The 24,190-nt window shown below is 62.4% G+C and carries 14 protein-coding genes, 2 tRNA genes, 3 rRNA genes and 1 pseudogene; 14 read left to right on the forward strand and 6 right to left on the reverse strand.

Annotation, left to right across the window (positions count from 1 at the left end; all coding sequences use genetic code 11):
- Window positions 1–46 precede the first annotated feature (46 nt).
- From E7V67_000115 to rrf, 5 genes are all read left to right on the forward strand, one after another.
- A 16S ribosomal RNA gene (locus E7V67_000115) occupies window positions 47–1,577 on the forward strand.
- A gap of 92 nt (window positions 1,578–1,669) precedes the next feature.
- A tRNA-Ile gene (locus tag E7V67_000120) sits at window positions 1,670–1,746 on the forward strand.
- A gap of 7 nt (window positions 1,747–1,753) precedes the next feature.
- Window positions 1,754–1,829: transfer RNA gene (locus E7V67_000125), tRNA-Ala, on the forward strand.
- A gap of 213 nt (window positions 1,830–2,042) precedes the next feature.
- Window positions 2,043–4,915, forward strand: a 23S ribosomal RNA gene (locus tag E7V67_000130).
- Between the two features lie 121 nt (window positions 4,916–5,036).
- Window positions 5,037–5,149 (forward strand): 5S ribosomal RNA (gene rrf, locus E7V67_000135).
- The 16S, 23S and 5S rRNA genes sit together here with 2 tRNA genes alongside, the layout of an rRNA operon.
- 185 nt (window positions 5,150–5,334) lie before the next feature.
- On the opposite strand, the gene E7V67_000140 is transcribed toward rrf, so the two are convergent.
- Together E7V67_000140 and E7V67_000145 are read right to left on the reverse strand one after the other, a co-directional pair.
- Entirely contained in the window at window positions 5,335–5,880 is a 546-nt protein-coding gene (locus tag E7V67_000140; GenBank protein WUR13554.1) for a GNAT family protein, read from the reverse strand.
- Between the two features lie 215 nt (window positions 5,881–6,095).
- Window positions 6,096–6,644, reverse strand: coding sequence for an acyloxyacyl hydrolase (locus E7V67_000145; protein ID WUR13555.1), 549 nt, complete (start codon window positions 6,642–6,644; stop codon window positions 6,096–6,098).
- A gap of 143 nt (window positions 6,645–6,787) precedes the next feature.
- On the opposite strand from E7V67_000145, the gene E7V67_000150 reads away from it, so the two are divergent.
- On the forward strand, window positions 6,788–7,687 hold the full coding sequence (locus E7V67_000150; GenBank protein ID WUR16195.1) for an NAD(P)-dependent oxidoreductase: 900 nt from the start codon (window positions 6,788–6,790) through the stop codon (window positions 7,685–7,687).
- Here the strand turns inward: E7V67_000150 and E7V67_000155 are convergent, their stop codons facing one another.
- Complete coding sequence (locus E7V67_000155) at window positions 7,688–8,881, reverse strand: M20 aminoacylase family protein (GenBank protein WUR13556.1); 1,194 nt, start codon at window positions 8,879–8,881, stop codon at window positions 7,688–7,690.
- 157 nt (window positions 8,882–9,038) lie between these two features.
- Between E7V67_000155 and E7V67_000160 the strand changes: the two are divergent.
- From E7V67_000160 to E7V67_000175, 4 genes and pseudogenes are all read left to right on the forward strand, one after another.
- Window positions 9,039–11,115: pseudogene (locus E7V67_000160) on the forward strand (molybdopterin oxidoreductase family protein).
- Between the two features lie 9 nt (window positions 11,116–11,124).
- Window positions 11,125–12,255 carry an aminopeptidase gene (locus E7V67_000165; GenBank protein WUR13557.1) on the forward strand — a complete coding sequence of 377 codons (1,131 nt, stop codon included), beginning with the start codon at window positions 11,125–11,127 and terminating at the stop codon, window positions 12,253–12,255.
- A 299-nt stretch (window positions 12,256–12,554) separates the two neighbouring features.
- Entirely contained in the window at window positions 12,555–14,252 is a 1,698-nt protein-coding gene (locus E7V67_000170) for a long-chain fatty acid--CoA ligase (protein WUR13558.1), read from the forward strand.
- 81 nt (window positions 14,253–14,333) lie between these two features.
- Entirely contained in the window at window positions 14,334–16,004 is a 1,671-nt protein-coding gene (locus tag E7V67_000175; GenBank protein ID WUR13559.1) for a long-chain fatty acid--CoA ligase, read from the forward strand.
- Between the two features lie 81 nt (window positions 16,005–16,085).
- Here E7V67_000175 and E7V67_000180 read toward each other — a convergent pair whose 3' ends face one another.
- The gene (locus E7V67_000180; GenBank protein WUR13560.1) at window positions 16,086–17,015 is read right to left on the reverse strand and encodes a LysR family transcriptional regulator; all 930 of its coding nucleotides are present in this window, start codon (window positions 17,013–17,015) and stop codon (window positions 16,086–16,088) included.
- 82 nt (window positions 17,016–17,097) lie between these two features.
- Here E7V67_000180 and E7V67_000185 point away from each other — a divergent pair, with 82 nt between their 5' ends.
- From E7V67_000185 to E7V67_000200, 4 genes are read left to right on the forward strand one after another with little or no spacing between them, the layout of a single operon-like run.
- Entirely contained in the window at window positions 17,098–18,348 is a 1,251-nt protein-coding gene (locus E7V67_000185; GenBank protein WUR13561.1) for an acyl-CoA dehydrogenase family protein, read from the forward strand.
- Entirely contained in the window at window positions 18,345–19,178 is an 834-nt protein-coding gene (locus E7V67_000190; protein WUR13562.1) for an SDR family oxidoreductase, read from the forward strand. The genes E7V67_000185 and E7V67_000190 overlap by 4 nt, the downstream gene beginning before the upstream one ends.
- Window positions 19,179–19,181: 3 nt before the next feature.
- Window positions 19,182–21,044, forward strand: a complete 1,863-nt coding sequence (locus E7V67_000195; protein WUR13563.1) for an acyl-CoA dehydrogenase — start codon at window positions 19,182–19,184, stop codon at window positions 21,042–21,044.
- Between the two features lie 22 nt (window positions 21,045–21,066).
- Window positions 21,067–22,047 (forward strand): NADPH:quinone oxidoreductase family protein, encoded by a 981-nt coding sequence (locus tag E7V67_000200; protein WUR13564.1) that lies wholly within the window; start codon window positions 21,067–21,069, stop codon window positions 22,045–22,047.
- 110 nt (window positions 22,048–22,157) lie between these two features.
- On the opposite strand, the gene E7V67_000205 is transcribed toward E7V67_000200, so the two are convergent.
- The gene (locus E7V67_000205; protein WUR13565.1) at window positions 22,158–23,732 is read right to left on the reverse strand and encodes an alkaline phosphatase D family protein; all 1,575 of its coding nucleotides are present in this window, start codon (window positions 23,730–23,732) and stop codon (window positions 22,158–22,160) included.
- A complete protein-coding gene (locus E7V67_000210) occupies window positions 23,732–24,181 on the reverse strand; it encodes an acyl-CoA thioesterase (protein ID WUR16196.1) in 450 nt (149 codons plus the stop codon). The genes E7V67_000205 and E7V67_000210 overlap by 1 nt, the downstream gene beginning before the upstream one ends.
- Window positions 24,182–24,190: the final 9 nt, after the last annotated feature.

The following is a 24,190-nucleotide window of genomic DNA, read 5'->3' on the forward strand; positions in this document are numbered from 1 at the left end:
AGTATCTTGAGAGTGACCATGTCAGCAATGACATAAAACAGAGATTGAACTGAAGAGTTTGATCCTGGCTCAGATTGAACGCTGGCGGCATGCTTTACACATGCAAGTCGAACGGTAACAGGGAGCTTGCTCCGCTGACGAGTGGCGAACGGGTGAGTAATATATCGGAACGTGCCCAAGAGTGGGGGATAACGTAGCGAAAGTTACGCTAATACCGCATACGATCTAAGGATGAAAGCAGGGGACCGCAAGGCCTTGTGCTCCTGGAGCGGCCGATATCTGATTAGCTAGTTGGTGAGGTAAAGGCTCACCAAGGCGACGATCAGTAGCTGGTCTGAGAGGACGACCAGCCACACTGGGACTGAGACACGGCCCAGACTCCTACGGGAGGCAGCAGTGGGGAATTTTGGACAATGGGCGCAAGCCTGATCCAGCAATGCCGCGTGAGTGAAGAAGGCCTTCGGGTTGTAAAGCTCTTTTGTCAGGGAAGAAACGGTTGCGGCTAATATCCGCAGCTAATGACGGTACCTGAAGAATAAGCACCGGCTAACTACGTGCCAGCAGCCGCGGTAATACGTAGGGTGCAAGCGTTAATCGGAATTACTGGGCGTAAAGCGTGCGCAGGCGGTTTTGTAAGTCTGTCGTGAAATCCCCGGGCTTAACCTGGGAATGGCGATGGAGACTGCAAGGCTGGAATCTGGCAGAGGGGGGTAGAATTCCACGTGTAGCAGTGAAATGCGTAGAGATGTGGAGGAACACCGATGGCGAAGGCAGCCCCCTGGGCTAAGATTGACGCTCATGCACGAAAGCGTGGGGAGCAAACAGGATTAGATACCCTGGTAGTCCACGCCCTAAACGATGTCTACTAGTTGTCGGGTCTTAATTGACTTGGTAACGCAGCTAACGCGTGAAGTAGACCGCCTGGGGAGTACGGTCGCAAGATTAAAACTCAAAGGAATTGACGGGGACCCGCACAAGCGGTGGATGATGTGGATTAATTCGATGCAACGCGAAAAACCTTACCTACCCTTGACATGGCAGGAATCCCTGAGAGATCGGGGAGTGCTCGAAAGAGAACCTGCACACAGGTGCTGCATGGCTGTCGTCAGCTCGTGTCGTGAGATGTTGGGTTAAGTCCCGCAACGAGCGCAACCCTTGTCATTAGTTGCTACGAAAGGGCACTCTAATGAGACTGCCGGTGACAAACCGGAGGAAGGTGGGGATGACGTCAAGTCCTCATGGCCCTTATGGGTAGGGCTTCACACGTCATACAATGGTACATACAGAGGGCCGCCAACCCGCGAGGGGGAGCTAATCCCAGAAAGTGTATCGTAGTCCGGATTGTAGTCTGCAACTCGACTGCATGAAGTTGGAATCGCTAGTAATCGCGGATCAGCATGTCGCGGTGAATACGTTCCCGGGTCTTGTACACACCGCCCGTCACACCATGGGAGCGGGTTTTACCAGAAGTAGGTAGCTTAACCGTAAGGAGGGCGCTTACCACGGTAGGATTCGTGACTGGGGTGAAGTCGTAACAAGGTAGCCGTATCGGAAGGTGCGGCTGGATCACCTCCTTTCTAGAGTGGCACGGATCAGAAATGATCGTGCATCAAACGCTCACACTTATCGACTGTTGTTAGGGAAACAGCAATAAACAGAAGAAAGTCGCGGGTCTGTAGCTCAGCTGGTTAGAGCACCGTGTTGATAACGCGGGGGTCGTTGGTTCGAGCCCAACCAGACCCACCACAAACATGGGGGATTAGCTCAGCTGGGAGAGCACCTGCTTTGCAAGCAGGGGGTCGTCGGTTCGATCCCGTCATCCTCCACCATCGCTTCTGTATGAAAGTCCAAACGTAAGTCGTCAGATTTAGGTTTGATCTTTTAGAGATCTAAGCTGTTTCGCTCTTTAACAATCTGGAAGAAGTAAAGTTTTATTAAGCGTGTGAGAAATCACACACTTAGGGTAGTGTTCGAAAGAACGCATACAAAAACTCATCAAACACAGTAGTAAATGCTTGAACCGATAGCCGTCAAGGTTATAGGGACAAGTGAATAAGTGCACATGGCGGATGCCTTGGCGATTACAGGCGATGAAGGACGTAGTAGTCTGCGATAAGCTACGGGGAGCTGACAAACGAGCTTTGATCCGTAGATTTCCGAATGGGGAAACCCACTCTTTTAGAGTATCACTCACTGAATACATAGGTGTGTGAGGCGAACGCGGCGAACTGAAACATCTAAGTAGCTGCAGGAAAATAAATCAACCGAGATTCCCAAAGTAGTGGCGAGCGAAATGGGAAGAGCCTGTACGTGATAGTCGGACTGATAGTGGAAGCCTCTGGAAATAGGCGCCATAGCGGGTGATAGCCCCGTACACGAAATCAGACCGGTGGTACTAAGCGTACGACAAGTAGGGCGGGACACGAGAAATCCTGTCTGAAGATGGGGGGACCATCCTCCAAGGCTAAATACTCGTAATCGACCGATAGTGAACCAGTACCGTGAGGGAAAGGCGAAAAGAACCCCGGGAGGGGAGTGAAATAGATCCTGAAACCGTGTGCATACAAACAGTCGGAGCGGACTTGTTCCGTGACGGCGTACCTTTTGTATAATGGGTCAGCGACTTACATTCAGTAGCGAGGTTAACCAGATAGGGGAGCCGTAGAGAAATCGAGTCCGAACAGGGCGTTAGTTGCTGGGTGTAGACCCGAAACCAAGTGATCTACCCATGGCCAGGTTGAAGGTGCGGTAACACGCACTGGAGGACCGAACCCACTAATGTTGAAAAATTAGGGGATGAGCTGTGGGTAGGGGTGAAAGGCTAAACAAACTTGGAAATAGCTGGTTCTCTCCGAAAACTATTTAGGTAGTGCCTCAAGTATCACCATCGGGGGTAGAGCACTGTTATGGCTAGGGGGTCATCGCGACTTACCAAACCATTGCAAACTCCGAATACCGATGAGTGCGAGCTTGGGAGACAGACGTCGGGTGCTAACGTCCGGCGTCAAGAGGGAAACAACCCAGACCGCCAGCTAAGGTCCCAAAGATTGGCTAAGTGGAAAACGAAGTGGGAAGGCTAAAACAGTCAGGATGTTGGCTTAGAAGCAGCCATCATTTAAAGAAAGCGTAATAGCTCACTGATCGAGTCGTCCTGCGCGGAAGATGTAACGGGGCTAAGCCAGTCACCGAAGCTGCGGATATCCGCAAGGATATGGTAGGAGAGCGTTCTGTAAGCCTGCGAAGGTGTCTTGTAAAGGATGCTGGAGGTATCAGAAGTGCGAATGCTGACATGAGTAGCGATAATGCGGGTGAAAAGCCCGCACGCCGTAAGCCCAAGGTTTCCTGTTCAACGTTCATCGGAGCAGGGTGAGTCGGCCCCTAAGGCGAGGCAGAGATGCGTAGCTGATGGGAAGCAGGTTAATATTCCTGCACCGTCGTATGATGCGATGGGGGGACGGATCGCGGAAGGTTGTCTGACTGTTGGAATAGTCAGTTTCTGGTTCATAGGAGGTACTTAGGCAAATCCGGGTACGTAATCCAAGGGATCGGGACGAGCGAACTTGTTCGCGAAGCAATCGGAAGTGGTTCCAAGAAAAGCCTCTAAGCTTCAGTCATACGAGACCGTACCGCAAACCGACACAGGTGGGCGAGATGAGTATTCTAAGGCGCTTGAGAGAACTCGGGAGAAGGAACTCGGCAAATTGGTACCGTAACTTCGGGAAAAGGTACGCCCCGGTAGCTTGACCACTTTACTGTGGAAGGGTGAAAGGGTTGCAATAAACTGGTGGCTGCGACTGTTTAATAAAAACACAGCACTCTGCAAACACGAAAGTGGACGTATAGGGTGTGACGCCTGCCCGGTGCTGGAAGATTAAATGATGGGGTGCAAGCTCTTGATTGAAGTCCCAGTAAACGGCGGCCGTAACTATAACGGTCCTAAGGTAGCGAAATTCCTTGTCGGGTAAGTTCCGACCTGCACGAATGGCGTAACGATGGCCACACTGTCTCCTCCCGAGACTCAGCGAAGTTGAAGTGTTTGTGATGATGCAATCTACCCGCGGCTAGACGGAAAGACCCCATGAACCTTTACTGTAGCTTTGCATTGGACTTTGAACCAATCTGTGTAGGATAGGTGGGAGGCTTTGAAGCGGGGACGCCAGTTCTCGTGGAGCCAACCTTGAAATACCACCCTGGTTTGTTTGAGGTTCTAACCTTGGCCCGTGATCCGGGTCGGGGACAGTGCATGGTAGGCAGTTTGACTGGGGCGGTCTCCTCCTAAAGTGTAACGGAGGAGTTCGAAGGTACGCTAGGTACGGTCGGACATCGTGCTAATAGTGCAATGGCATAAGCGTGCTTAACTGCGAGACCGACAAGTCGAGCAGGTACGAAAGTAGGACATAGTGATCCGGTGGTTCTGTATGGAAGGGCCATCGCTCAACGGATAAAAGGTACTCTGGGGATAACAGGCTGATTCCTCCCAAGAGTTCATATCGACGGGGGAGTTTGGCACCTCGATGTCGGCTCATCACATCCTGGGGCTGTAGCCGGTCCCAAGGGTATGGCTGTTCGCCATTTAAAGTGGTACGTGAGCTGGGTTTAAAACGTCGTGAGACAGTTTGGTCCCTATCTGCCGTGGGCGTTGGAAATTTGAAGGGGGCTGCTCCTAGTACGAGAGGACCGGAGTGGACGAACCTCTGGTGTACCGGTTGTCACGCCAGTGGCATTGCCGGGTAGCTAAGTTCGGAAGAGATAACCGCTGAAAGCATCTAAGCGGGAAACTTGCCTTAAGATGAGATTTCCCGGAGCCTTGAGCTCCTTGAAGGGTCGTTCGAGACCAGGACGTTGATAGGTCAGGTGTGGAAGTGCAGTAATGCATTAAGCTAACTGATACTAATTGCCCGTACGGCTTGTCCCTATAACCTTGACGGTTACAGAGCATTTGCCTGTGTTTGAGTTTTACTAGTAACACCCAACTTACTTCTTCCAGATTAGTAGCCGCGTTGCCCAACCGGGAACGAGACTACGTACAAGTCATGCCTGATGACCATAGCAAGTCGGTCCCACCCCTTCCCATCCCGAACAGGACCGTGAAACGACTCTGCGCCGATGATAGTGCTGCAACCAGTGTGAAAGTAGGTTATCGTCAGGCTGTTATATAGAAAAACCCCCGTCCAGCGAGCTGGCGGGGGTTTTTCGCTTTGGGCTTCGCGCTGCTCTGGGAGCACCGCGCTGTTGCTCCGCCGGGCACTGCCCGACCTCGCTATACCGAAAGAAGCCCGTAGCGTGATCGCTGCGGGCTTTTTTCATTCTGCGTGCCATCGGAATGCATATGAGTCATTCAGCGCTGCCCTGGGCATCGGGGCTTTCCCGCTCGCGCGTATAAATGCCGACCGCTTTGCCATATAACGCCATTTCCCCGGTATAAGCCAGGCCAAGGCGCCTGGCAACGCGCAGCGATGACTCGTTCGCTGAAGCGATGAGTGCCCGAACAGCTGGTTCGCGCCGGACCTCGAAGGCATGGTTCAAGGCTGCCGCCGCCGCTTCGTTCGCGTATCCCCGGCCCCAAAAGGCGCGATAGGTATTCCAGCCCAGCTCGATGACTGTGGCGTCTTCGCGAAAGAACGCGCCGACCGTGCCGACCAGCTGACCACTCTGCTTATCCTCGACAGCCCACCACCCGGCGCCATGGATGAGCCATAGTCCTGCTTGCGCACAGAAGATTCGCCATGCAGCAGGGCGGTCAGCCGGCACCAGGTGGGCCGAGCTTACAGGGTCGGCGATATGTGCCGCGAACAGGTCGAAGTCCTCCTTTCGATATTCACGAAGCAGGAGCCGTTCCGTATGAAGGTATGGAACAGAAGTGGTGAACTCGTTATTCATGAGCTGGACTCCATGTACTGGCGCCAGATAAGCCGTCCATTGCCGGCTGAAAGCATCGATCTCCGTTTCTGGCCGATAGCGCTCGGTCAGTACGGCCCAGTGTACCGGGCAGTTGTGGTAAGGGCAACGGGAGGATCGTGCCTGGGCAGGGCACCGCGCGTACGCTCGAAAAAAAGCCCGCCAGAGGCGGGCTTCGTGTGCCGCGCAGCGGCTGATCAGAAACGGTAAGCCAGCTTGAGCACGCCGTAATCGACGCCGCTGTTGGGCTTCTTGATGCTGCCATTCGAAAAGTGCTGCATTTTCAGCGCGATTTCCCAGTTCTTGTTGAAGACATAGCCGATACCGATATGGTCGCCGAACTGGAACGCCGTCGACAGGCCATCGTCGTTGTTGTCGTAGTGGTGGGACAGCAGGTGCGCGCCGATGCCGATCTCCGCATACAGACCCAGCTTGTTGGTGTTCTCAAAGCGGAACACCGGGGTAAAGCCGATGTCGACGATATGCGATTTATCGCCCGGTACATTCTTGTACTGGCGCAGTTGCCAGTAGCCGATGCTGGCGTCCCAGTAACCCGTCAGGTGCGTGCCATTCGATTCGAACCAGCTCCAGCTGGGTTTCCAGTCTTGCGTGGCGCCGAGGCGCCCCATGCGCACTTTCGACGCGGAGCCGAATTCGCCATATGTGGTATCGACCAGTTTGCCGTCGGCGGCGATTGCCGCCTGCGCGGCCACCAGGGCGGCCATCGCCGCGATGATTTTCTTCATATCGATTCTCTCAAGTAGTGGTGCCTTACCCGTAGCGATAAGGCAATCCGAACATTGTACCCATTCTTGTAAATTCCTTCCGCCCGCCCCGCAATTGTTAGACTCGAGACAATCGTCGATCTACGGAGTGCAAAATCGTGGCATTGTTTTCGAAAATCGCTTTTCTTGGTATTGGACTGATGGGTGAGCCCATGGTCCGCCGCCTGCGCGCGGCCCGGCTGCCGGTGCACGTGTGGAACCGCACCGCCAGCAAGGCCGAGGCCCTGGCCGAAACTGGCGCCGTGCCGGCGGCACTCCTCGGGGAGGCCGTGCGCGATGCCGACCTCGTCATCACGATGCTGGAAGCCGGACCCGTCGTCGGTGAGGTCCTGGCGGCCGCCCTGCCTGCGCTGCGTCAGAACACGCTGTGGATCGACATGAGCTCGACGCGGCAGGCCGAGGCCCAGGACTTCCACGCCAGGCTGACGGCGGCAGGCTGCCGCTTTGTCGACGCCCCCGTGTCCGGTGGCGTCGGCGGCGCCCAGGCCGGCACGCTGGCGATCATGGCTGGTGGCAGCGAAGCGGACATCGAGCAGGCGCGCCCCGTGCTGGAAGCCATGGGACGCTTGACCCGCGTCGGCCCCGCCGGTGCTGGCCAGGTGGCGAAGTTGTGCAACCAACTGATCGTGGGCGGGACGATCAACATCGTTGCCGAGGCGCTGCTGCTGGCCCAGGCAGCCGGTGCCGATCCGGCGGCCGTGCGCGCGGCGATCCGCGGAGGTTTTGCGGAGAGCCGTGTCCTGGAAGTGCACGGTCAGCGCATGCTGGAGCGAAATTTCATCCCTGGCGGCCAGGTCACGACGCAACTGAAGGACATGCACAATATCCTGGCCGCGGCCGCCGCGGCCGGCGTCGCCTTGCCCGTCACGAGCCTGGTGACGGAACGGTATGAATCGATCCGGGAGGTGTACCCGCAGGCCGACCATGCGGCCGCGCTGCTGGCACTGGAGCGGCTGAATCCGGGCCAGCGCGTGGGCGACGCGCCGGACCGGTTGCCGGACTGACTAGCGCAGCGGCAGGGCGCGCTCGGCCAGCCGGACCCAGAAGCTGGCACCGATGGGCAGCAGATTGTCGTTGAAGTCGTAGCTGCCGTTGTGCAGCACACAAGGGCCGAGGCCGTGGCCGCCGGCGCGGTGATCGCCCTCGCCGTTGCCGATGAAGATGTAGCAGCCCGGCTTTTCCTGCAGGAAGAAGGCGAAGTCCTCGGCGCCCATCGTGGGTTCGACCTGGGCGTTGACGCGGTCTGCGCCCACCACTTCCTGCATGACCTCGACCGCGAACGCGGTCTCGGCGGCATGGTTGATCAGCGGCGGATAGTTGCGCTTGAACGTGAAGTCGACCTCCGCGTCGAAGCCGGCCGCGATGCCCTGCGCCAGCGCGTGCATGCGGCGCTCGATCATGTCCAGCACCGGCGTCGTGAATGTGCGCACGGTGCCTACCAGCTGCGCCGTATCGGGAATGACATTGGTGGCACTGCCGGCATGGATCTGCGTGATCGACAGCACGGCCGTGTCGAGCGGGCTCTTGTTACGGGTGATGATGGTCTGCCACGCCTGCGCGATCTGCACCGCGATCATGACCGGATCGATGCCGTTGTGCGGCTGGGCGGCATGCGCGCCCTTGCCCTTGACGGTCACGTGGAACTCGTTGGACGAGCCCATCATCGGTCCCGTGCAGACGTTCATCGTGCCGGTCGCATAGCCGGGCCAGTTGTGCATGCCGTAGATGGCATCCATCGGGAAGCGCTCGAACAGGCCGTCCTCGATCATGCGGCGCGCGCCGGCACCGCCTTCCTCCGCCGGCTGGAAGATCAGGTACACGGTGCCGTCGAAGTCGCGCTGGCGCGCCAGGTGGTAGGCGGCACCCAGCAGCATGGCCGTGTGGCCGTCGTGGCCGCAGGCGTGCATCTTGCCGGGGTGGCGCGACGCGTGGGCGAAGGTGTTCACCTCCTGCATCGGCAACGCATCCATGTCGGCACGCAGGCCGATGGCGCGGTTGGAACTGCCGTTCTTGATGATGCCGACCACGCCGGTCAGGCCCAGCCCGCGCACGACGGGAATGCCCCATTCGGCCAGCTTGGCGGCGACGGCGTCGGAGGTGCGCACTTCCTCGTAGCACAGCTCGGGATGGGCATGCAGGTCGCGACGGATTTGCTGCAGCTCGGATTGAAACGCAATGATGGGTTCGACGAGTTTCATCTGTCTCTCCAGGTTTTATTCTCATGCGCCCGGGTAGGGCGCGTCTCCAGCAGCGGTCCGTTCATTGTAGCCTTTGCGTGCAGGGGAGGCCAGCCGCTGCCGCATTGCGCCGAATGGTTTACGATAGCGGCTTGCCTGCAATCACTTCAGCGATCCCATGACCACCACCCAAGTGCGTGCCGCCTGTCCGCACGACTGCCCCGATACCTGCGCCATCCTCGTCACTGTCGAAAACGGCGTTGCCACCGAGATCAAGGGCGATCCCGACCACCCGACCACGGCCGGCGTGCTGTGCACCAAGGTGTCGCGCTATGCCGAACGCACCTATTCGCCCGACCGCCTGCTGTATCCGCTGCGCCGCGTGGGCGCCAAGGGGGAGGGAAAGTTCGAGCGCATCAGCTGGGACGAGGCGCTGGACACCATCGCCGCGCGCCTGAAGCCGCTGGCCGAGCAGCGCCCGGAAGCGATCCTGCCGTACAGCTACTGCGGCACGATGGGCCTGCTGCAAGGCGAGTCGATGTCGATGCGCTTCTTCAACCGCATCGGCGCCTCGCTGCTGGACCGCACCATCTGCGCGATGGCCGGCGCGACCGGCTACAAGTACACGATCGGCGGTTCGATCGGTACCGACATGGAGCAGTTCCAGAACGCCAAGTTGATCCTGATCTGGGGCGGCAATCCGATCGCGTCCAACCTGCACTTCTGGATGCGCGCCCAGGAAGCCAAGCGGCGCGGCGCCAAGCTGGTCGCCATCGACCCCTACCGCTCGCTGACGGCGGAAAAGTGCCACATGCACATCGCCCTGCTGCCCGGCACCGATGCGGCCCTGGCGCTAGGCCTGATGCACGTGCTGATCCGCGACGGCCTGCTCGATCACGATTACATCGACCGCCATACCCTCGGCTTCGAACAGTTGAAGGAACGGGCGGCCGAGTGGACGCCGGAACGCACGGCCGACGTCTGCGGCATCACGGCCGATCAGGTGCTCGAACTGGCGCACCTGTATGGCGAGACGGCCAAGGCAGGCGAGCCGGCCGCCATCCGCGTCAACTACGGCGTGCAGCGCGTACGCGGCGGCGGCATGGCGGTGCGCAATATCGCCTGCCTGCCCGCGCTGGTGGGCGCCTGGCGCCATGCCGCCGGCGGCGTGCAGCTGTCGACCTCCGGCTCCTTCCCCAGCAACAAGCCTTGGCTGCAGCGCACCGACCTGCTGAAAAAGCAGCCGCGCACGATCAACATGACGACGATCGGCGACGACCTGCTGCGGCCCGCCTCGCCCGAATTCGGCCCCGCCGTGGAAGCGGTGATCGTCTACAACGCCAACCCGCTGGCCATCGCGCCCGATTCCTCGAAAGTGGCCGCCGGCTTTGCGCGCGAAGACCTGTTCACCGTGGTGCTGGAGCAGTTCCAGACCGACAGCGTCGACTACGCCGACATCGTGCTGCCGGCCACCACGCAGCTGGAACACACGGACGCGCACCTGGCCTACGGCCACCTGTACATGATGGCCAACAACCCGGCCATCGCGCCGCTCGGCGAGGCCAAGCCGAATACCGAGATCTTCCGCCTGCTGGCACGCCGGATGGGCTTCGACGATCCCTGCTTTGCCGAAACCGATGACGAACTGGCAGCACAAGCGTTCCGCACCGATGACGTTCGTGCCATGCATTTCGACTGGGACGCGCTCAGGCAAAAGGGCTGGCAGAAGCTGAACATGCCAGAAGCACCATTTGCCTGCGGCAATTTCCCCACACCTTCGGGAAAATGTGAGTTCTTTTCGGCCAGCATGGCGAAGGACGGCCTGGACCCCTTGCCGGCGTACATTCCAAACTGGGAATCCGCGGCATCTACCCCTGATCTCGCAGCAAAATACCCTCTGGCGATGATATCTCCGCCGGCACGCAACTTCCTGAACTCGACTTTTGTAAAACGTGCAAAGCCTGCGTGCCACGGAGGGCGAACCGCACCTCGACATCCATCCTGACGATGCGGCAACACGTGATATCAACCACGGCGAAATGGTGCGCATCTTCAATGATCGTGGCGCGTTCGTGTGCAAGGCACGGGTCACGGACAAGGCCCGCAAAGGGCTGGTCGTGGGGCTGTCGATCTGGTGGAAGAAGCTGGCCGCCGATGGCAAGAATGCCAATGAAGTGACCAGCCAGCGGCTGACCGACATGGGCCGCGCGCCAACGTTTTACGATACACTGGTTCAGGTGGAGAAAGTCCTGTGAGCCTGATGTATGTCCAAGTTTGCCTACCTGAAAACACGTGCCCGCGATCTGGTGGTGGGGGTAGGCTGCGCGGCCATGCTGGCCGGTTGCGCCCAGTTCAAATACTACTTCCAGGCGGCGCAGGGCCAGTATTCGCTGTGGTCTGAATCGCGTCCCGTCGAGGACTGGCTGGGCGACCCCGCCACCGATCCCAAGCTGCGCGCGCGCCTGGAAAAGGCGCTGTTCATCCGCCGCTTCGCCGTCAAGGAACTGGGCCTGCCGGACAACGCCAGCTACAAGAATTACGCCGCCCTGAATCGCCCCTTCGTGCTGTGGAACGTCGTCGCCACGCCGGAGCTGTCGCTGCGCCCGATCCAGTGGTGCTTCCCGATTGCCGGTTGCGTGGCCTACCGCGGCTACTACAACAAGGAAGACGCGCTGGCGTATGCCGAAGAGCTGCGCGCCGAAGGCGACGACGTGCAGGTCGGCGGCGTGCCGGCCTATTCCACCCTGGGCTGGTTCAGCGATCCGCTGCTGTCCACCTTCATCAATTATTCCGATGCCGAGCTGGCGCGCATGGTGTTCCACGAGCTGGCGCACCAGGTCGTCTACATCGCCGGCGACTCGCGCTTCAACGAGGCGTTTGCCACCGCCGTCGAGGAGGCCGGGGTCGATCGCTGGCTCGAGTTGTACGGCAACGAGGCGATGCGTGAAGCGTATTTGCGCTACAGCGCACGCCGCAAGGATTTCGTGGCCCTGCTCGTCAAGCACCGCCAGATGCTGGCCGACCTGTATGCCAGCAAGGCCAGCGTGAAGAAAAAGCGCGAGGAAAAGGCGCGCATCTTTGCGGCCTTGCACGAGGAGTACAAAGTGCTGAAGGCGAACTGGGGCGGCTATGCAGGCTACGACCGCTTCTTTTCCGAAAAGCTGACCAACGCGCACCTTGCCGCCGTTGCTACCTATAATGACTTGTTGCCAGGATTCCGCGCTTTGCTGGCCAAGGAAAAAGACTTCAAGCATTTCTATGCTGCGGTGCAGCGGATGAGCAATCTGCCATCCGTCGAGCGTCACGACCGGTTGCTGCAGCTCGCAAGCCAGATGGCACAGCCGGCGCCGACCGTGCTGGCGGAGAAACAATCCCCGACGGCCGGGGGACACTGATTGCTGCGTCGCAAAACACGAAGGCCGGCAAATGCCGGCTTTTGCGCGTAAAAAGCGCTTGCATCGGCGACTGCGTGCCGATAGCATCTTATTTCGCAGATAGTACGAGCGTTCGTTTTTTTCAACGCAGGCTGCGGACATGACGGGTTCAGCCGGTGCCGTGCTGCCGGCGTTCATCAAAGAGCTGGTATAAAGAGGCAGGCTCGCGCAGCCAGGGCTTTGCCCGGTCCGGTGTACCGGACGGGCGGAACCGGGGTGGACGACCTCCCAACGATAATATCGAGACACGAGGGCACAGCATGGAAAAAATCTGGTTGAAGTCGTACCCGCCCGGCGTTCCTGCCGAGATCGATCCGAATCAGTACCGCTCCCTGGTACATCTGCTGGAAGATTCCTTCCACAAGTTCGGCAACCGCAAGGCCTTTGTCTGCATGGACAAGGCCATCACCTACGCGGAACTGGATGCCTATTCGAAGCGCCTGGGCGCCTGGTTGCAAAGCCGCGGCATGAAGCCGGGCGCGCGCGTGGCCGTGATGATGCCGAACGTGCTGCAATACCCGATCGCCATCGCCGCCGTGCTGCGCGCCGGCTATACCGTCGTCAACGTCAATCCGCTGTACACGCCGCGCGAGCTGGAACACCAGTTGACCGATGCCGGCGCGGAAGCCATCGTCATCCTCGAGAATTTCGCGCACACGCTGGAGCAGGTGCTGCCGCGCACGCCGGTCAAGCACATCATCGTCGCCAATATGGGCGAGATGCTGGGCGGCCTGAAGGGCGCCATCGTCAATTTCGTCGTGCGCAATGTCAAGAAGATGGTGCCGGCCTATTCGCTGCCGAACGCCGTGCGCTTCAAGGCCGCGCTGGCCCATGCCTCGGCGATGAAGCTGACGCCCGTCGAGCTGGGTCATGAGGATGTCGCGTTCCTGCAGTACACGGGTGGCACGACCGGCGTTGCGAAGGGCGCTACCTTGACGCACCGGAACGTCATCGCCAACGTGCTGCAATCGGAAGCATGGTCGCAACCAGGCGTGCAGAAGGAGCCGCAAGTCGAGCAGCTGTCGATCGTCTGCGCGCTGCCGCTGTACCATATCTTCGCGCTGACCGCGTGCGCCCTGTGGGGCATGCGCATGGGCGCGCTGAACATCCTGATTCCGAACCCGCGCGACATTCCCGGCCTGATCCGCGAACTGGGCAAATACAAGTTCAACATCCTGCCGGCCGTGAACACGCTGTACAACGCGCTCGTCAACCACCCCGGCTTCCGCCACCTGGACTTCTCCGGCCTGAAGATGGCCAACGGCGGCGGCATGGCCGTGCAGAAGGCCGTCAACGACAAGTGGCTGGCCGCGACGGGCGTGTCGATCATCGAGGGCTATGGCCTGTCGGAGACGTCGCCGGTGGCCACCTGCAACCGCTCCGACAGCACGGCGTTCACCGGCACGATCGGCCTGCCGCTGCCGTCCACCGAGATCGCCATCCTGGACGACGACGGCAACGAAGTCCCGCTCGGCCAGCCGGGCGAGATCGCGATCCGCGGCCCCCAGGTGATGCGCGGCTACTGGAACCGGCCGGACGAAACGGCCAAGGTCATGACGCCCGACGGCTTCTTCAAGTCGGGCGACGTGGGCATCATGGACGAAACGGGCTACACCCGCATCGTCGATCGCAAGAAGGACATGATCCTGGTCTCCGGCTTCAACGTATATCCCAACGAGCTGGAATCGGTGGTGGCGACCCACCCGGGCGTGCTGGAATGCGCCTGCATCGGCGTGCCGGACGAGCATTCGGGCGAGGCCGTCAAGCTGTTCGTCGTGCGCAAGGATCCGAACCTGACGATCGACGAGCTGATGGCCTTCTGCAAGGACAACCTGACCGGCTACAAGAAACCGAAGTACATCGAGTTCCGCGACGAACTCCCGAAAACCAATGTCGGCAAGATCCTGCGCCGCGCGCTGCGCGACGAGATGACGGCCGGCGCCAAAAAGGCGGCATAATCCCGGCCCCCGGCCGAAAAAGCCGCCTGGCGACAGGCGGCTTTTATACTTGCCGCAGACAGACGAAAGAAGAGGCATCGAATGGAAAAAATCTGGTTGAAATCCTATCCTGAAGGCGTACCGGCCGAAATCGACTGCACGCAGTACCGCTCGGTCACGCACTTGCTGGAGGATTCGTTCCGGAAGTACGCGAACCAGAACGCGTGCGTGTGCATGGACAAGTTCCTGACCTATGCGCAGCTGGACCAGATGTCGCAGAAGTTCGGTGCCTGGTTGCAGGGCAAGGGCCTGAAGCAGGGCGCCCGCGTGGCGATCATGCTGCCCAATGTGCTGCAGTACCCCGTGGTGATGGCCGGCATCCTGCGCGCCGGCTACACGGTCGTCAACGTCAACCCGCTGTACACGCCGCGCGAGCTGGAACATCAGCTGAAGGACTCCGGCGCCGAAGCCATCGTCGTGCTGGAGAACTTCGCGACCACCGTGCAGGAAGTGCTGCACAACACGCCGGTCAAGCACGTCATCGTCGCCTCGATGGGCGACCTGCTGGGCGGGATCAAGGGCGCCATCGTCAACTTCGCCGTGCGCCACGTGAAGAAGATGGTGCCGGCCTATTCGCTGCCGACGGCGATCCCTTTCAAGCAGGTACTGGCCGAAGGCAGTCGCATGACGCTCTCGCCGGTGAAAACGGGCCACGACGACATCGCCTTCCTGCAGTACACCGGCGGCACCACGGGCGTATCGAAGGGCGCGATGCTCACGCACCGCAACATCATCGCCAACGTGCTGCAGAACGACGCCTGGCTGCAGATGAAGCCGGGCAGCGACCAGCTGGTGTTCGTCTGCGCGCTGCCGCTGTATCACATCTACTCGCTGACGATCAGCGCGCTGATGAGCATGCGCGTGGGCGGCCTGAACGTGCTGATCCCGAACCCGCGCGACATTCCCGGCTTCGTCAAGGAACTGGCCAAGTACAAGGTCACCGTGTTCCCGGCCGTGAACACGCTGTACAACGCGCTGCTGAACAACCCCGATTTTCACAAGCTGGACTTCTCCAGCTACAAGATCTGCAACGGCGGCGGCATGGCCGTGCAGCAGGCCGTGGCCGACCGCTGGCTGAAGGTGACGGGCACGCCGATCATCGAAGGCTACGGCATGTCGGAGACGTCACCGGTGGCCACCGCCAACCGCATCGACATCAAGGAATTCACCGGCACCATCGGTCTGCCGATCTCCTCGACCGACATCGCCATCCTGGATGATGACGGCAACAAATTGCCATTGGGCGCGACCGGCGAGATCGCGATCCGCGGCCCGCAGGTGATGGCCGGCTACTGGCAGCGCCCGGACGAGACGGCGAAGTCGATGACCCCGGATGGCTTCTTCAAGACGGGCGACGTGGGCATCATGGACGAGCGGGGCTATACCCGCATCGTCGACCGCAAGAAGGACATGATCATCGTCTCCGGCTTCAACGTCTACCCGAACGAGGTGGAAGGCGTCGTCGCCGCGCATCCGGGCGTGCTGGAATGCGCCTGCATCGGCGTGCCGGACAAGAACTCGGGCGAAGCGGTGAAACTGTTCGTGGTGCGCAAGGACCCGAACCTGACCGCCGAGCAGCTGCAGGACTTCTGCAAGCACGAGCTGACCGCATACAAGAAGCCGAAGTACATCGAGTTCCGCGACGAGCTGCCGAAGACGAACGTGGGCAAGATCCTGCGGCGCCAGCTGCGCGACGAGAAGCAGGCGGCTTAAGCAAGACCCATGGTGTCAGGCACCGAACTTCGCGTCTTCGACGCGAAGTTCGGTGCCTGACACCGGTGTTTGGGACAGACCCTAGTGCTGGTGGTAAGCCTGCGTCACCAACCCCCGCAACCAGCGCTGCCCCGGATCCTCGTCCAGCGCGGCATGCCAGTACATCTCGATCCGCAGCGGTTTTAGCCTGATGGGCAGCGGCCGCACCACGATCGGCAGCAGCGCGCTCATCGCGTTGGCAAACGCCGCCGGCGCCGTCAGCAGCCAGTCGCTGCCCGCCACCACCTGGCAGGCCGAAAAGTAGTGCTGGCACACCATCCCGATCTCGCGCGCCTTGCCGCCTTCGGCCAACAGCTGGTCGAGCGGATCGGTTCCGCCCTGCGACACCACCGACACATGCTTCGCCGCCAGGAAGTCGCGCGTGCGCAGCTCGTCCGCCAGTGGATGACCGGCGCGCAGCACCACCACCATCGTCTCGTGCGCCAGGAAGGCGCTGTTGATGCGGCTGTCCGTGTGCGTGCTGCGGTCGATCACCAGGTCGATCGCGCCGGAGACCAGCTGACGGTCGACGTCCTCGCGCGGCACGCGCCGGCTGATCAGTTTTACCTTGGGCGCCTGGCTCGTGATGTGGCGCACCAGCACGGGCAGCATGACCGATTCCAGCACGTCCCGAAAACCCACCGTGAACACGGCGTCCACCTGGGCCGGATCGAACTCCTCGACCGCCTCCACGGCGGCGCGCAGGCCGCTCAGGTGGAACGCGATCTTCGGCATCAGGGCCTGGGTCTTGAAGGTCGGGACCATGCGGTTGCCCTGGCGGACGAACAGCGGGTCGCCGAAGATCTCGCGCAGCCGGTTGAGCGAATGCGTGATCGCCGGCTGGGTCAGGTGCAGGGCTTTCGCCGCGCCCGTGATGCCGCCGTTGGCGTAGATCGATTCCAGCACTTTCAGCAGGTTGACGTCGAAGCGCACGAGGTTCCTTCGCCCATAAACAGGATTGATGACCTCCATAAAAATACGTCAATTTGATTTAAGGGGCAACTGTTCTAGACTCGGTTCACCACACCCACCATGAACACAGCGAGGAGCAGCGATGGATTTCGAACCGAGCCCCCGGGCAGCCGATTACCTGGCCCGCGTCCGGGTCTTCATGCGCGATGAGATCGCGCCCGTCGAACCGGCCTTCTGGGCCGGCATCAGCCAGGCCAACCACGGCGCCGACTGGCGCCGCTGGGAGGTGCCGCCCATGCTGGAGGAACTCAAGCGCAAGGCGCGTGCGCAGGGCCTGTGGAACATGTTCCTGCCAGATAGCCAGGCGGGCGCCGGCCTGTCGGTGCTGGAGTATGCGCCGATCGCCGAGGAGTCCGGCCGCAGCCTGCTGGCACCGACGGTCTTCAACTGCAATGCGCCGGACAGCGGCAATATGGAGCTGCTGTTCAAGTACGGCTCGGAAGAGCAGAAGGCGCGCTGGCTGCAGCCGCTGCTGGCCGGCGAGATCCGCTCCGCGTTCTGCATGACGGAGCCGGACGTGGCGTCGTCGGATGCCACCAATATGCGCGCCACCGCCGTCGTCGAGGGCGACCAGATCGTGCTGAACGGGCGCAAATGGTGGTCCAGCGGCATCGGCGACCCGCACACGAAAATCCTGGTCGTGATGGCGCATACGCCCGATGCGGCCAAGGGCAAGCACGAGCAGCATTCGATGGTACTGGTGCCCGTCGGGACACCCGGCGTGACGATCGAGCGCATGCTGCCCGTATTCGGCTTTTACGACGAGCCGCACGGCCATGGCGAGATCCGTTTCGAGAACGTGCGGCTGCCGCTGTCCGCGTTCGTCGGCGGGCCGGGGCGCGGCTTCGAGATCGCCCAGGGCCGCCTGGGACCGGGCCGCATCCACCACGCCATGCGCTGCATTGGCGCGGCCGAGGCGGCGCTGGAGCTGATGGTCCACCGCGGCATGGCGCGCGTTGCATTCGGCAAGCCGCTGATGGAGTTGGGCGGCAATGCCGAGCGCCTGGCGGAAGCGCGCATCGCCATCGACCAGGCGCGCCTGCTGACATTGCACGCGGCCTGGAAAATCGATACCGTAGGGGCAGCGAAGGCGATGAAGGAAATCTCGCTGATCAAGGTGGTCGCGCCCAACGTGCTGCAGCAGGTGTGCGACATGGCGATCCAGATCCATGGCGGCGCCGGCCTGTCGGACGACACGCCGCTGTCGTCCTTCTTCATCCAGGCGCGCTCGATCCGCCTGGCGGACGGGCCGGACGAAGTGCACAAGACGTTGATCGCGAAACTCGAACTGAAGCGGCTGGGCTACGGCAAACAGGGAGGCGGCAAGGCATGAGCGACAGGATTTTCATCACGGGCGGTGCGTCGGGACTGGGGCGCGAGATCGCGCTGCGCTGGGCGCGCACGGGCGCGCGCGTGTGCATCGGCGACTTGAACGATGCACGCGGCGCGCAGGTAGAGGCGGAAATCCGCCAGGCCGGCGGCACCGGCATGTACGTGCACTGCGACGTGACGAGCAGCGAGGACCTGCAGGCGGTGGCGCAGCGCCTCGTTGGCGAGTGGGGCGGCATCGACATCGTCGTCAACAACGCCGGCGTGGCCACGGCCGGCACCGTCAACGCCGAACCGATCGAGCAGTGGCAGTGGATCCTGAACATCAACCTGCTGGGCGTCGTGCGCGGTTGCCAGACGTTCGCGCCGCCGTTGCGCGCGCAGCAGCGTGGTCACATCGTCAACGTGGCGTCGATGGCCGGCCTGGTGCATCCGCCCGGCATGGGCAGCTACAACGCCAGCAAGGCGGCCGTCGTCGCATTTTCCGAGACCTTGTTCCTGGAGCTGGCCAACGACAATGTCGGCGTGACGGTGGTGTGCCCGTCGTTCTTCCAGACCAACCTGGCCGAATCGCTGCGCACCACCGACCCGAAGGCCGCCGCCGGCGTGGCGAAGCTGCTGAGCAAGGGCCGCATCACTGCCGCGGGCGTGGCCGACAGCGTGTTCAACGCCGTGCAGGCCAACCAGTTCCTCGTGCTTCCGCACGCGGACGACCGCAAGACCCACCTGATGAAGCGCTGGCTGCCGCTGCGCACCTACCTGAACAAGATGCGCCACCTGACCCGCAAGTCGTTCCCCGGTGGCCGCGCCGCCGCTGCCGCCAAGGAGGCATAAACGATGCAATCGAAGATCCTGTCCCGCCGCGACCTGGCGTTCCTGCTGTACGAATGGCTCGACGTGGAAAGCCTGACGCAGCGGCCGCGCTTTGCCGACCATAGTCGCGAAACGTTCGACGGCGCGCTCGACACGGCCGAGCGCATCGCGACCGACCTGTTCGCCACCCATAACAAGAAGAACGACCAGAACGAGCCGCACGTCGTCGACGGCAAAGTGGTGCTGGTGCCGGAAGTGAAGGCGGCGCTGGACGCGTGGTCGCAGGCCGGCCTGCTGGCTGCATCACAGGACTACGACTACGGCGGCATGCAGCTGCCGTGCACGGTCGAAAAAGCCGTCGTCGCCTGGTGCAAGGCGGCCAATATCGCCACGGCGGCCTACCTGCTGCTGACCGGCGCCAACGCCAACACGCTGCTGAAGACCGCGACGCCGTTGCAGGTCGAGCGCTTCGTGCGGCCGATGCTGGCCGGCGAGTTCTTCGGCACCATGTGCCTGTCCGAACCGCAGGCCGGATCGAGCCTGTCGGACATCACCACCCGCGCCGTGCCTGATCCGGTGGACGGGCCGGAAGGCGAGCGCCAGTACCGGCTGTCCGGCAACAAGATGTGGATCTCGGGCGGGGAGCATGAGCTGGCCGGGAATATCGTGCACCTGGTGCTGGCGAAGATCCCGGACGCGGAAGGGCGCCTGATCCCCGGCGTGAAGGGCATCTCGTTGTTCATCGTGCCGAAGTACGTGCTGGATGCGGACGGCAAGCCGGGCGAACGCAACGACATCGTGCTGGCGGGCCTGAACCACAAGATGGGCAACCGCGGCACCACCAACTGCCTGCTGAACTTCGGCGAAGGCCAGTTCAAGCCGGGCGGGTGCGCCGGCGCCATCGGCTACCTGGTCGGCCAGCCGCACCAGGGCCTGGCGAACATGTTCCACATGATGAACGAGGCCCGCATCGGCGTCGGCATGGGCGCCACCGTGCTGGGCATCACCGGCTACCTGCACGCGCTGGACTATGCGCGCACACGCCTGCAGGGCCGGCATCCGGCCCAGAAGGACCCGGCGCAGCCGCAGCTGCCGATCATCGACCATACCGACGTGCGCCGCATGCTGCTGGCACAGAAAGCGTACGTGGAAGGCGCACTGGCACTGGTGCTGTATTCGGCCCGCCTGGTGGACGAGCAGCGCACGGCGCCGGACGAGGCGGCGCGCACCCGCGCCGGCATGCTGCTGGACTTCCTGACGCCGATCACGAAATCCTGGCCGGCGCAGTGGTGCGTGGAGGCGAACAGCCTGGCCATCCAGGTGCATGGCGGCTATGGCTACACGCGCGAGTACAACGTCGAGCAGTTCTATCGCGACAACCGGCTCAACCCGATCCACGAAGGCACGCATGGCATCCATGGCCTCGACCTGCTGGGGCGCAAGGTGTCGATCCAGCAGGGGGCGCTGTTCCAGGCCCTTGGCGAAGAGATCGGACGCACGGTGTCACGCGGCAGCGACGTGCCGGGCGATGTGGCAGCCTATGCGGGGCAACTCGACGGTGCCTGGCGCCGCGTGACCGAGGTGACGCAGGCGCTGTACGGCGCGGGCGACATGAACAAGACGCTGGCCAACGCCAGCCTGTACCTGGAGGCGGTCGGGCACGTCGTCATCGCCTGGATGTGGCTGGAGCAGGCGATCGTGGCCCATGCCGCGCTGGCGCGCGCAGAACGTGACGAAGTACGCGACGAGGAGCGCGATTTCTACCGCGGCAAGCTGCAGGCGTGCCGTTACTTCTACCGCTGGGAATTGCCGAAGGTGGCGCCGCAGCTGGCGCTGCTGGCGCAACTCGACACCACGGCGCTGGACATGCAGGACGCCTGGTTCTGACAAGATAAAACAAGGAGACGATATGCAAGCAGTGCTGTGCAAGGCCTGGGGCCTGCCCGAAACGCTCGTGGTGGAAGACCTGCCGGACCTGGTGCCGGGGCCGGGCCAGGTCGCGGTGGACGTCAAGGCGGCCGGCGTCAATTTCCCGGACGTGCTGATCATCCAGGGCAAGTACCAGTTCAAGCCGGAGCTGCCGTTCACCCCCGGCAGCGAGCTGTCCGGCGTCGTGCGCGCGGTGGGCGAGGGCGTCAGCGCCGTCAAGCCGGGCGACCGGGTCATCGCGTTCACGACCGGCGGCGCGTTCGCCCAGCAGGCCGTGGTGCCGCAGCAGGCCGTGATGCCGATGCCGCCGGGGATGGACTTCGATACGGCGGCCGCCATCACGCTGACGTATGGTACCTCGCACCACGCCGTCGTCGATCGCGCCGCGCTGCAGCCGGGCGAGACGATGCTGGTGCTGGGCGCGGCCGGCGGCGTCGGCCTGGCCGCCATCGAGATCGGCAAGGCGCTTGGCGCGCGCGTGATCGCCGCCGCGTCCAGCGAGGAAAAGCTGGCCGTCTGCCGCGAGCATGGCGCGGACGCCACGATCAACTATGCCAAGGAAGACCTGCGCGAAGCCATCAAGGCCGCCACCGACGGCAAGGGCCCGGACGTGATCTACGACCCGGTCGGCGGCGAGTATGCGGAAGCGGCATTCCGCTCGATCGGCTGGCGCGGCCGCTATCTCGTGATCGGCTTTGCCAACGGCGAGATTCCGAAGCTGCCGTTCAACCTGATGCTGCTGAAGGGCGCTTCGGTGGTCGGCGTGTTCTGGGGCGAGTTCGCCAAGCGCGAGCCGGCTGCGAACGGCCGTGCGATGCGCCAGCTGATGGGCTGGATGGCCGAGGGCAAGATCCGGCCGCACATCTCGGCGCGCTATCCGCTGGCGCGCACAGCGCAGGCGCTGGAGGACATGGCGGCGCGCAAGGTGACGGGGAAGGTGGTCATCCAGCCGGGCAGTTGATCCGCATGGGGTCTGTCCCCGCAGGGGACTGACCCCGAAGTTTGCCGGCGATTTCACGGAACGTCGCCAACTTCGGGGTCAGTCCCTTTGCAGAGACAGACCCCAATGGTTCAAGCGTCCTGGATGATTCTTGGCGCCCCGGCTTCCACGGCAAACCGCGCCAGGGTGTTGACGGCGCTGTGCCGGTCGCGCACGTCGTCCAGACCCTGGCACAGCACCGTCATGCGCGCCGGCGTCAGCTCGCACAGCATGTAACCGCGCCGGTCGCTGCGGCCATACTTGATGTGCGGGTTCATCGCCACGTATTGCGCGGTGCGCTGCTGCGGACGTGAATTCGACGTGATCGACGTGCCGCAGAATTCCGTCGCCACCACGGGATTGCGCGGCCGGCCCGGTTGTGTAGGATCGCGCCGCAGCTCGGCCGCGTAGAAGGTGTGCACGTCGCCGGACAGCACGACCGGATTGGCGGCGCGGCTGCCGACCAGCGCGTCCAGCAGGCGCTGGCGCGCGGCCGGATAACCGTCCCAGCCATCGGTCCAGAAGCGCCCGTCGCTGACGCGGTGGATCTCCACCTGCGACGACTGCGCCATCAGGGTCTGCTGCGCCAGCACGTTCCAACGCGCGCGCGAGGTGCGCAAGCCCTCCTTCAGCCACTGTTCCTGTTCATTGCCCAGCATCGTGCGGCGGCCGTCGGCCAGCATCGCGCAGGCGTTGCGATAGACCGAACTCGAGCCGCCCCGGCCCGGCCGCGGGCAGGCTTGCGGCGAGCGGTACTGGCGATTGTCCAGTACGTGGAAGCGCGCCAGCTGGCCCCAATCGTAGCGACCGTGCATGCGTACCTGGTCGAAGCGGCGCATGTCGAAACGGATCGGCTGGTGCTCGCAATAGGCCTGGTAGGCTGCGGCCCGGCGTGCCGCGAAATCCGGCGACAGCAGCTCGTCGCGCAGGCCGCCGTAGTCGTTGGCCACTTCGTGGTCGTCCCACGTCATGATCCAGGGCGCGACCAGGTGCGCCGCCTGCAGGTCCGGATCGCTCTTGTACTGGGCATAGCGGGCGCGGTACTGCGCCAGCGTGAAGCTGTCGTCGCGCCTTACGGCACGCTGCGGATGTTGCAGGCTGTAGGCGCCCCACTCATAGATGTAGTCGCCCAGGAAGGCAACCAGGTCGGGCGCCGCGCGCGCGATGTGGCGGTGCGCGCCATACGCGCCGAACTCCCAGTGCTGGCAGGAGGCGACGGCCAGCTTGAGCGTATCCGGCAGCGTGTCCGGGGCGGGAGCGGTGCGGGTGCGGCCGACCGGGCTGACGGCGTCGCCCAGCAGGAAGCGGTACCAGTACCAGCGGTCCGGACGCAGGCCGCGCACGTCCACGTGCACGCTGTGCGCCAGCGCGGGCAGGGCGCTGGCGCTGCCTTGCGCGACGACGCGGCGGAATGCCTCGTCCTCCGCCAATTCCCAGCGCACCGTGTAGGCGATCGGCGGGGTGGCGGCGGCGTCGAGGGGATTGTGCAGGATGCGGGTCCACAGCACCACGCTGTCCGGCAGCGGGGCGCCGGAGGCGACGCCCAGCGTGAACGGATATGGTGCATTGCGCAGCGCCGCGAACGTGCGTGGCGCTGCCGCCGCCAGTGCCGCCAGCCCAGCGATGCGGGCGCCGGTTTGCAGCAGCAGGCGGCGTGCGTTAACCATTATTTGTGCAGCAGGCTTTCGATCGGCGGCACGGGGCGCGGCTTGCGGTCCGGGCCCGTGGCGACATAGGTCAGCGTGGCTTCCGTCACCTTGACGATGTCCGCCTGCAGGCGGTTGCGCTCCGCGTACACCTCGACGTTGACGGTGATCGACGTATTGCCGACCTTGACGATATCGGCATAGAACGACAGCAGGTCGCCGACGAACACGGGGTTCTTGAACACGAACGAATTGACGGCGATGGTGGCGACGCGGCCGTTGGCGCGCCGGGTGGCCGGCAGCGAGCCGGCGATGTCGACCTGGGCCATGATCCAGCCGCCGAACACGTCGCCGTACACATTGGCGTCGGAAGGAGCGGGCATCACGCGCAGTTCGGGCATTTTGCCGGCAGGAAGGCCAGTCGGTGCGGGAGTCGGCGCTGGAGTGGGATTGGCTTGGGACGTGGTCATCATGAAATC

This window comes from [Empedobacter] haloabium, assembly GCA_008011715.2.
Taxonomy (GTDB): domain Bacteria; phylum Pseudomonadota; class Gammaproteobacteria; order Burkholderiales; family Burkholderiaceae_D; genus Rugamonas; species Rugamonas haloabia.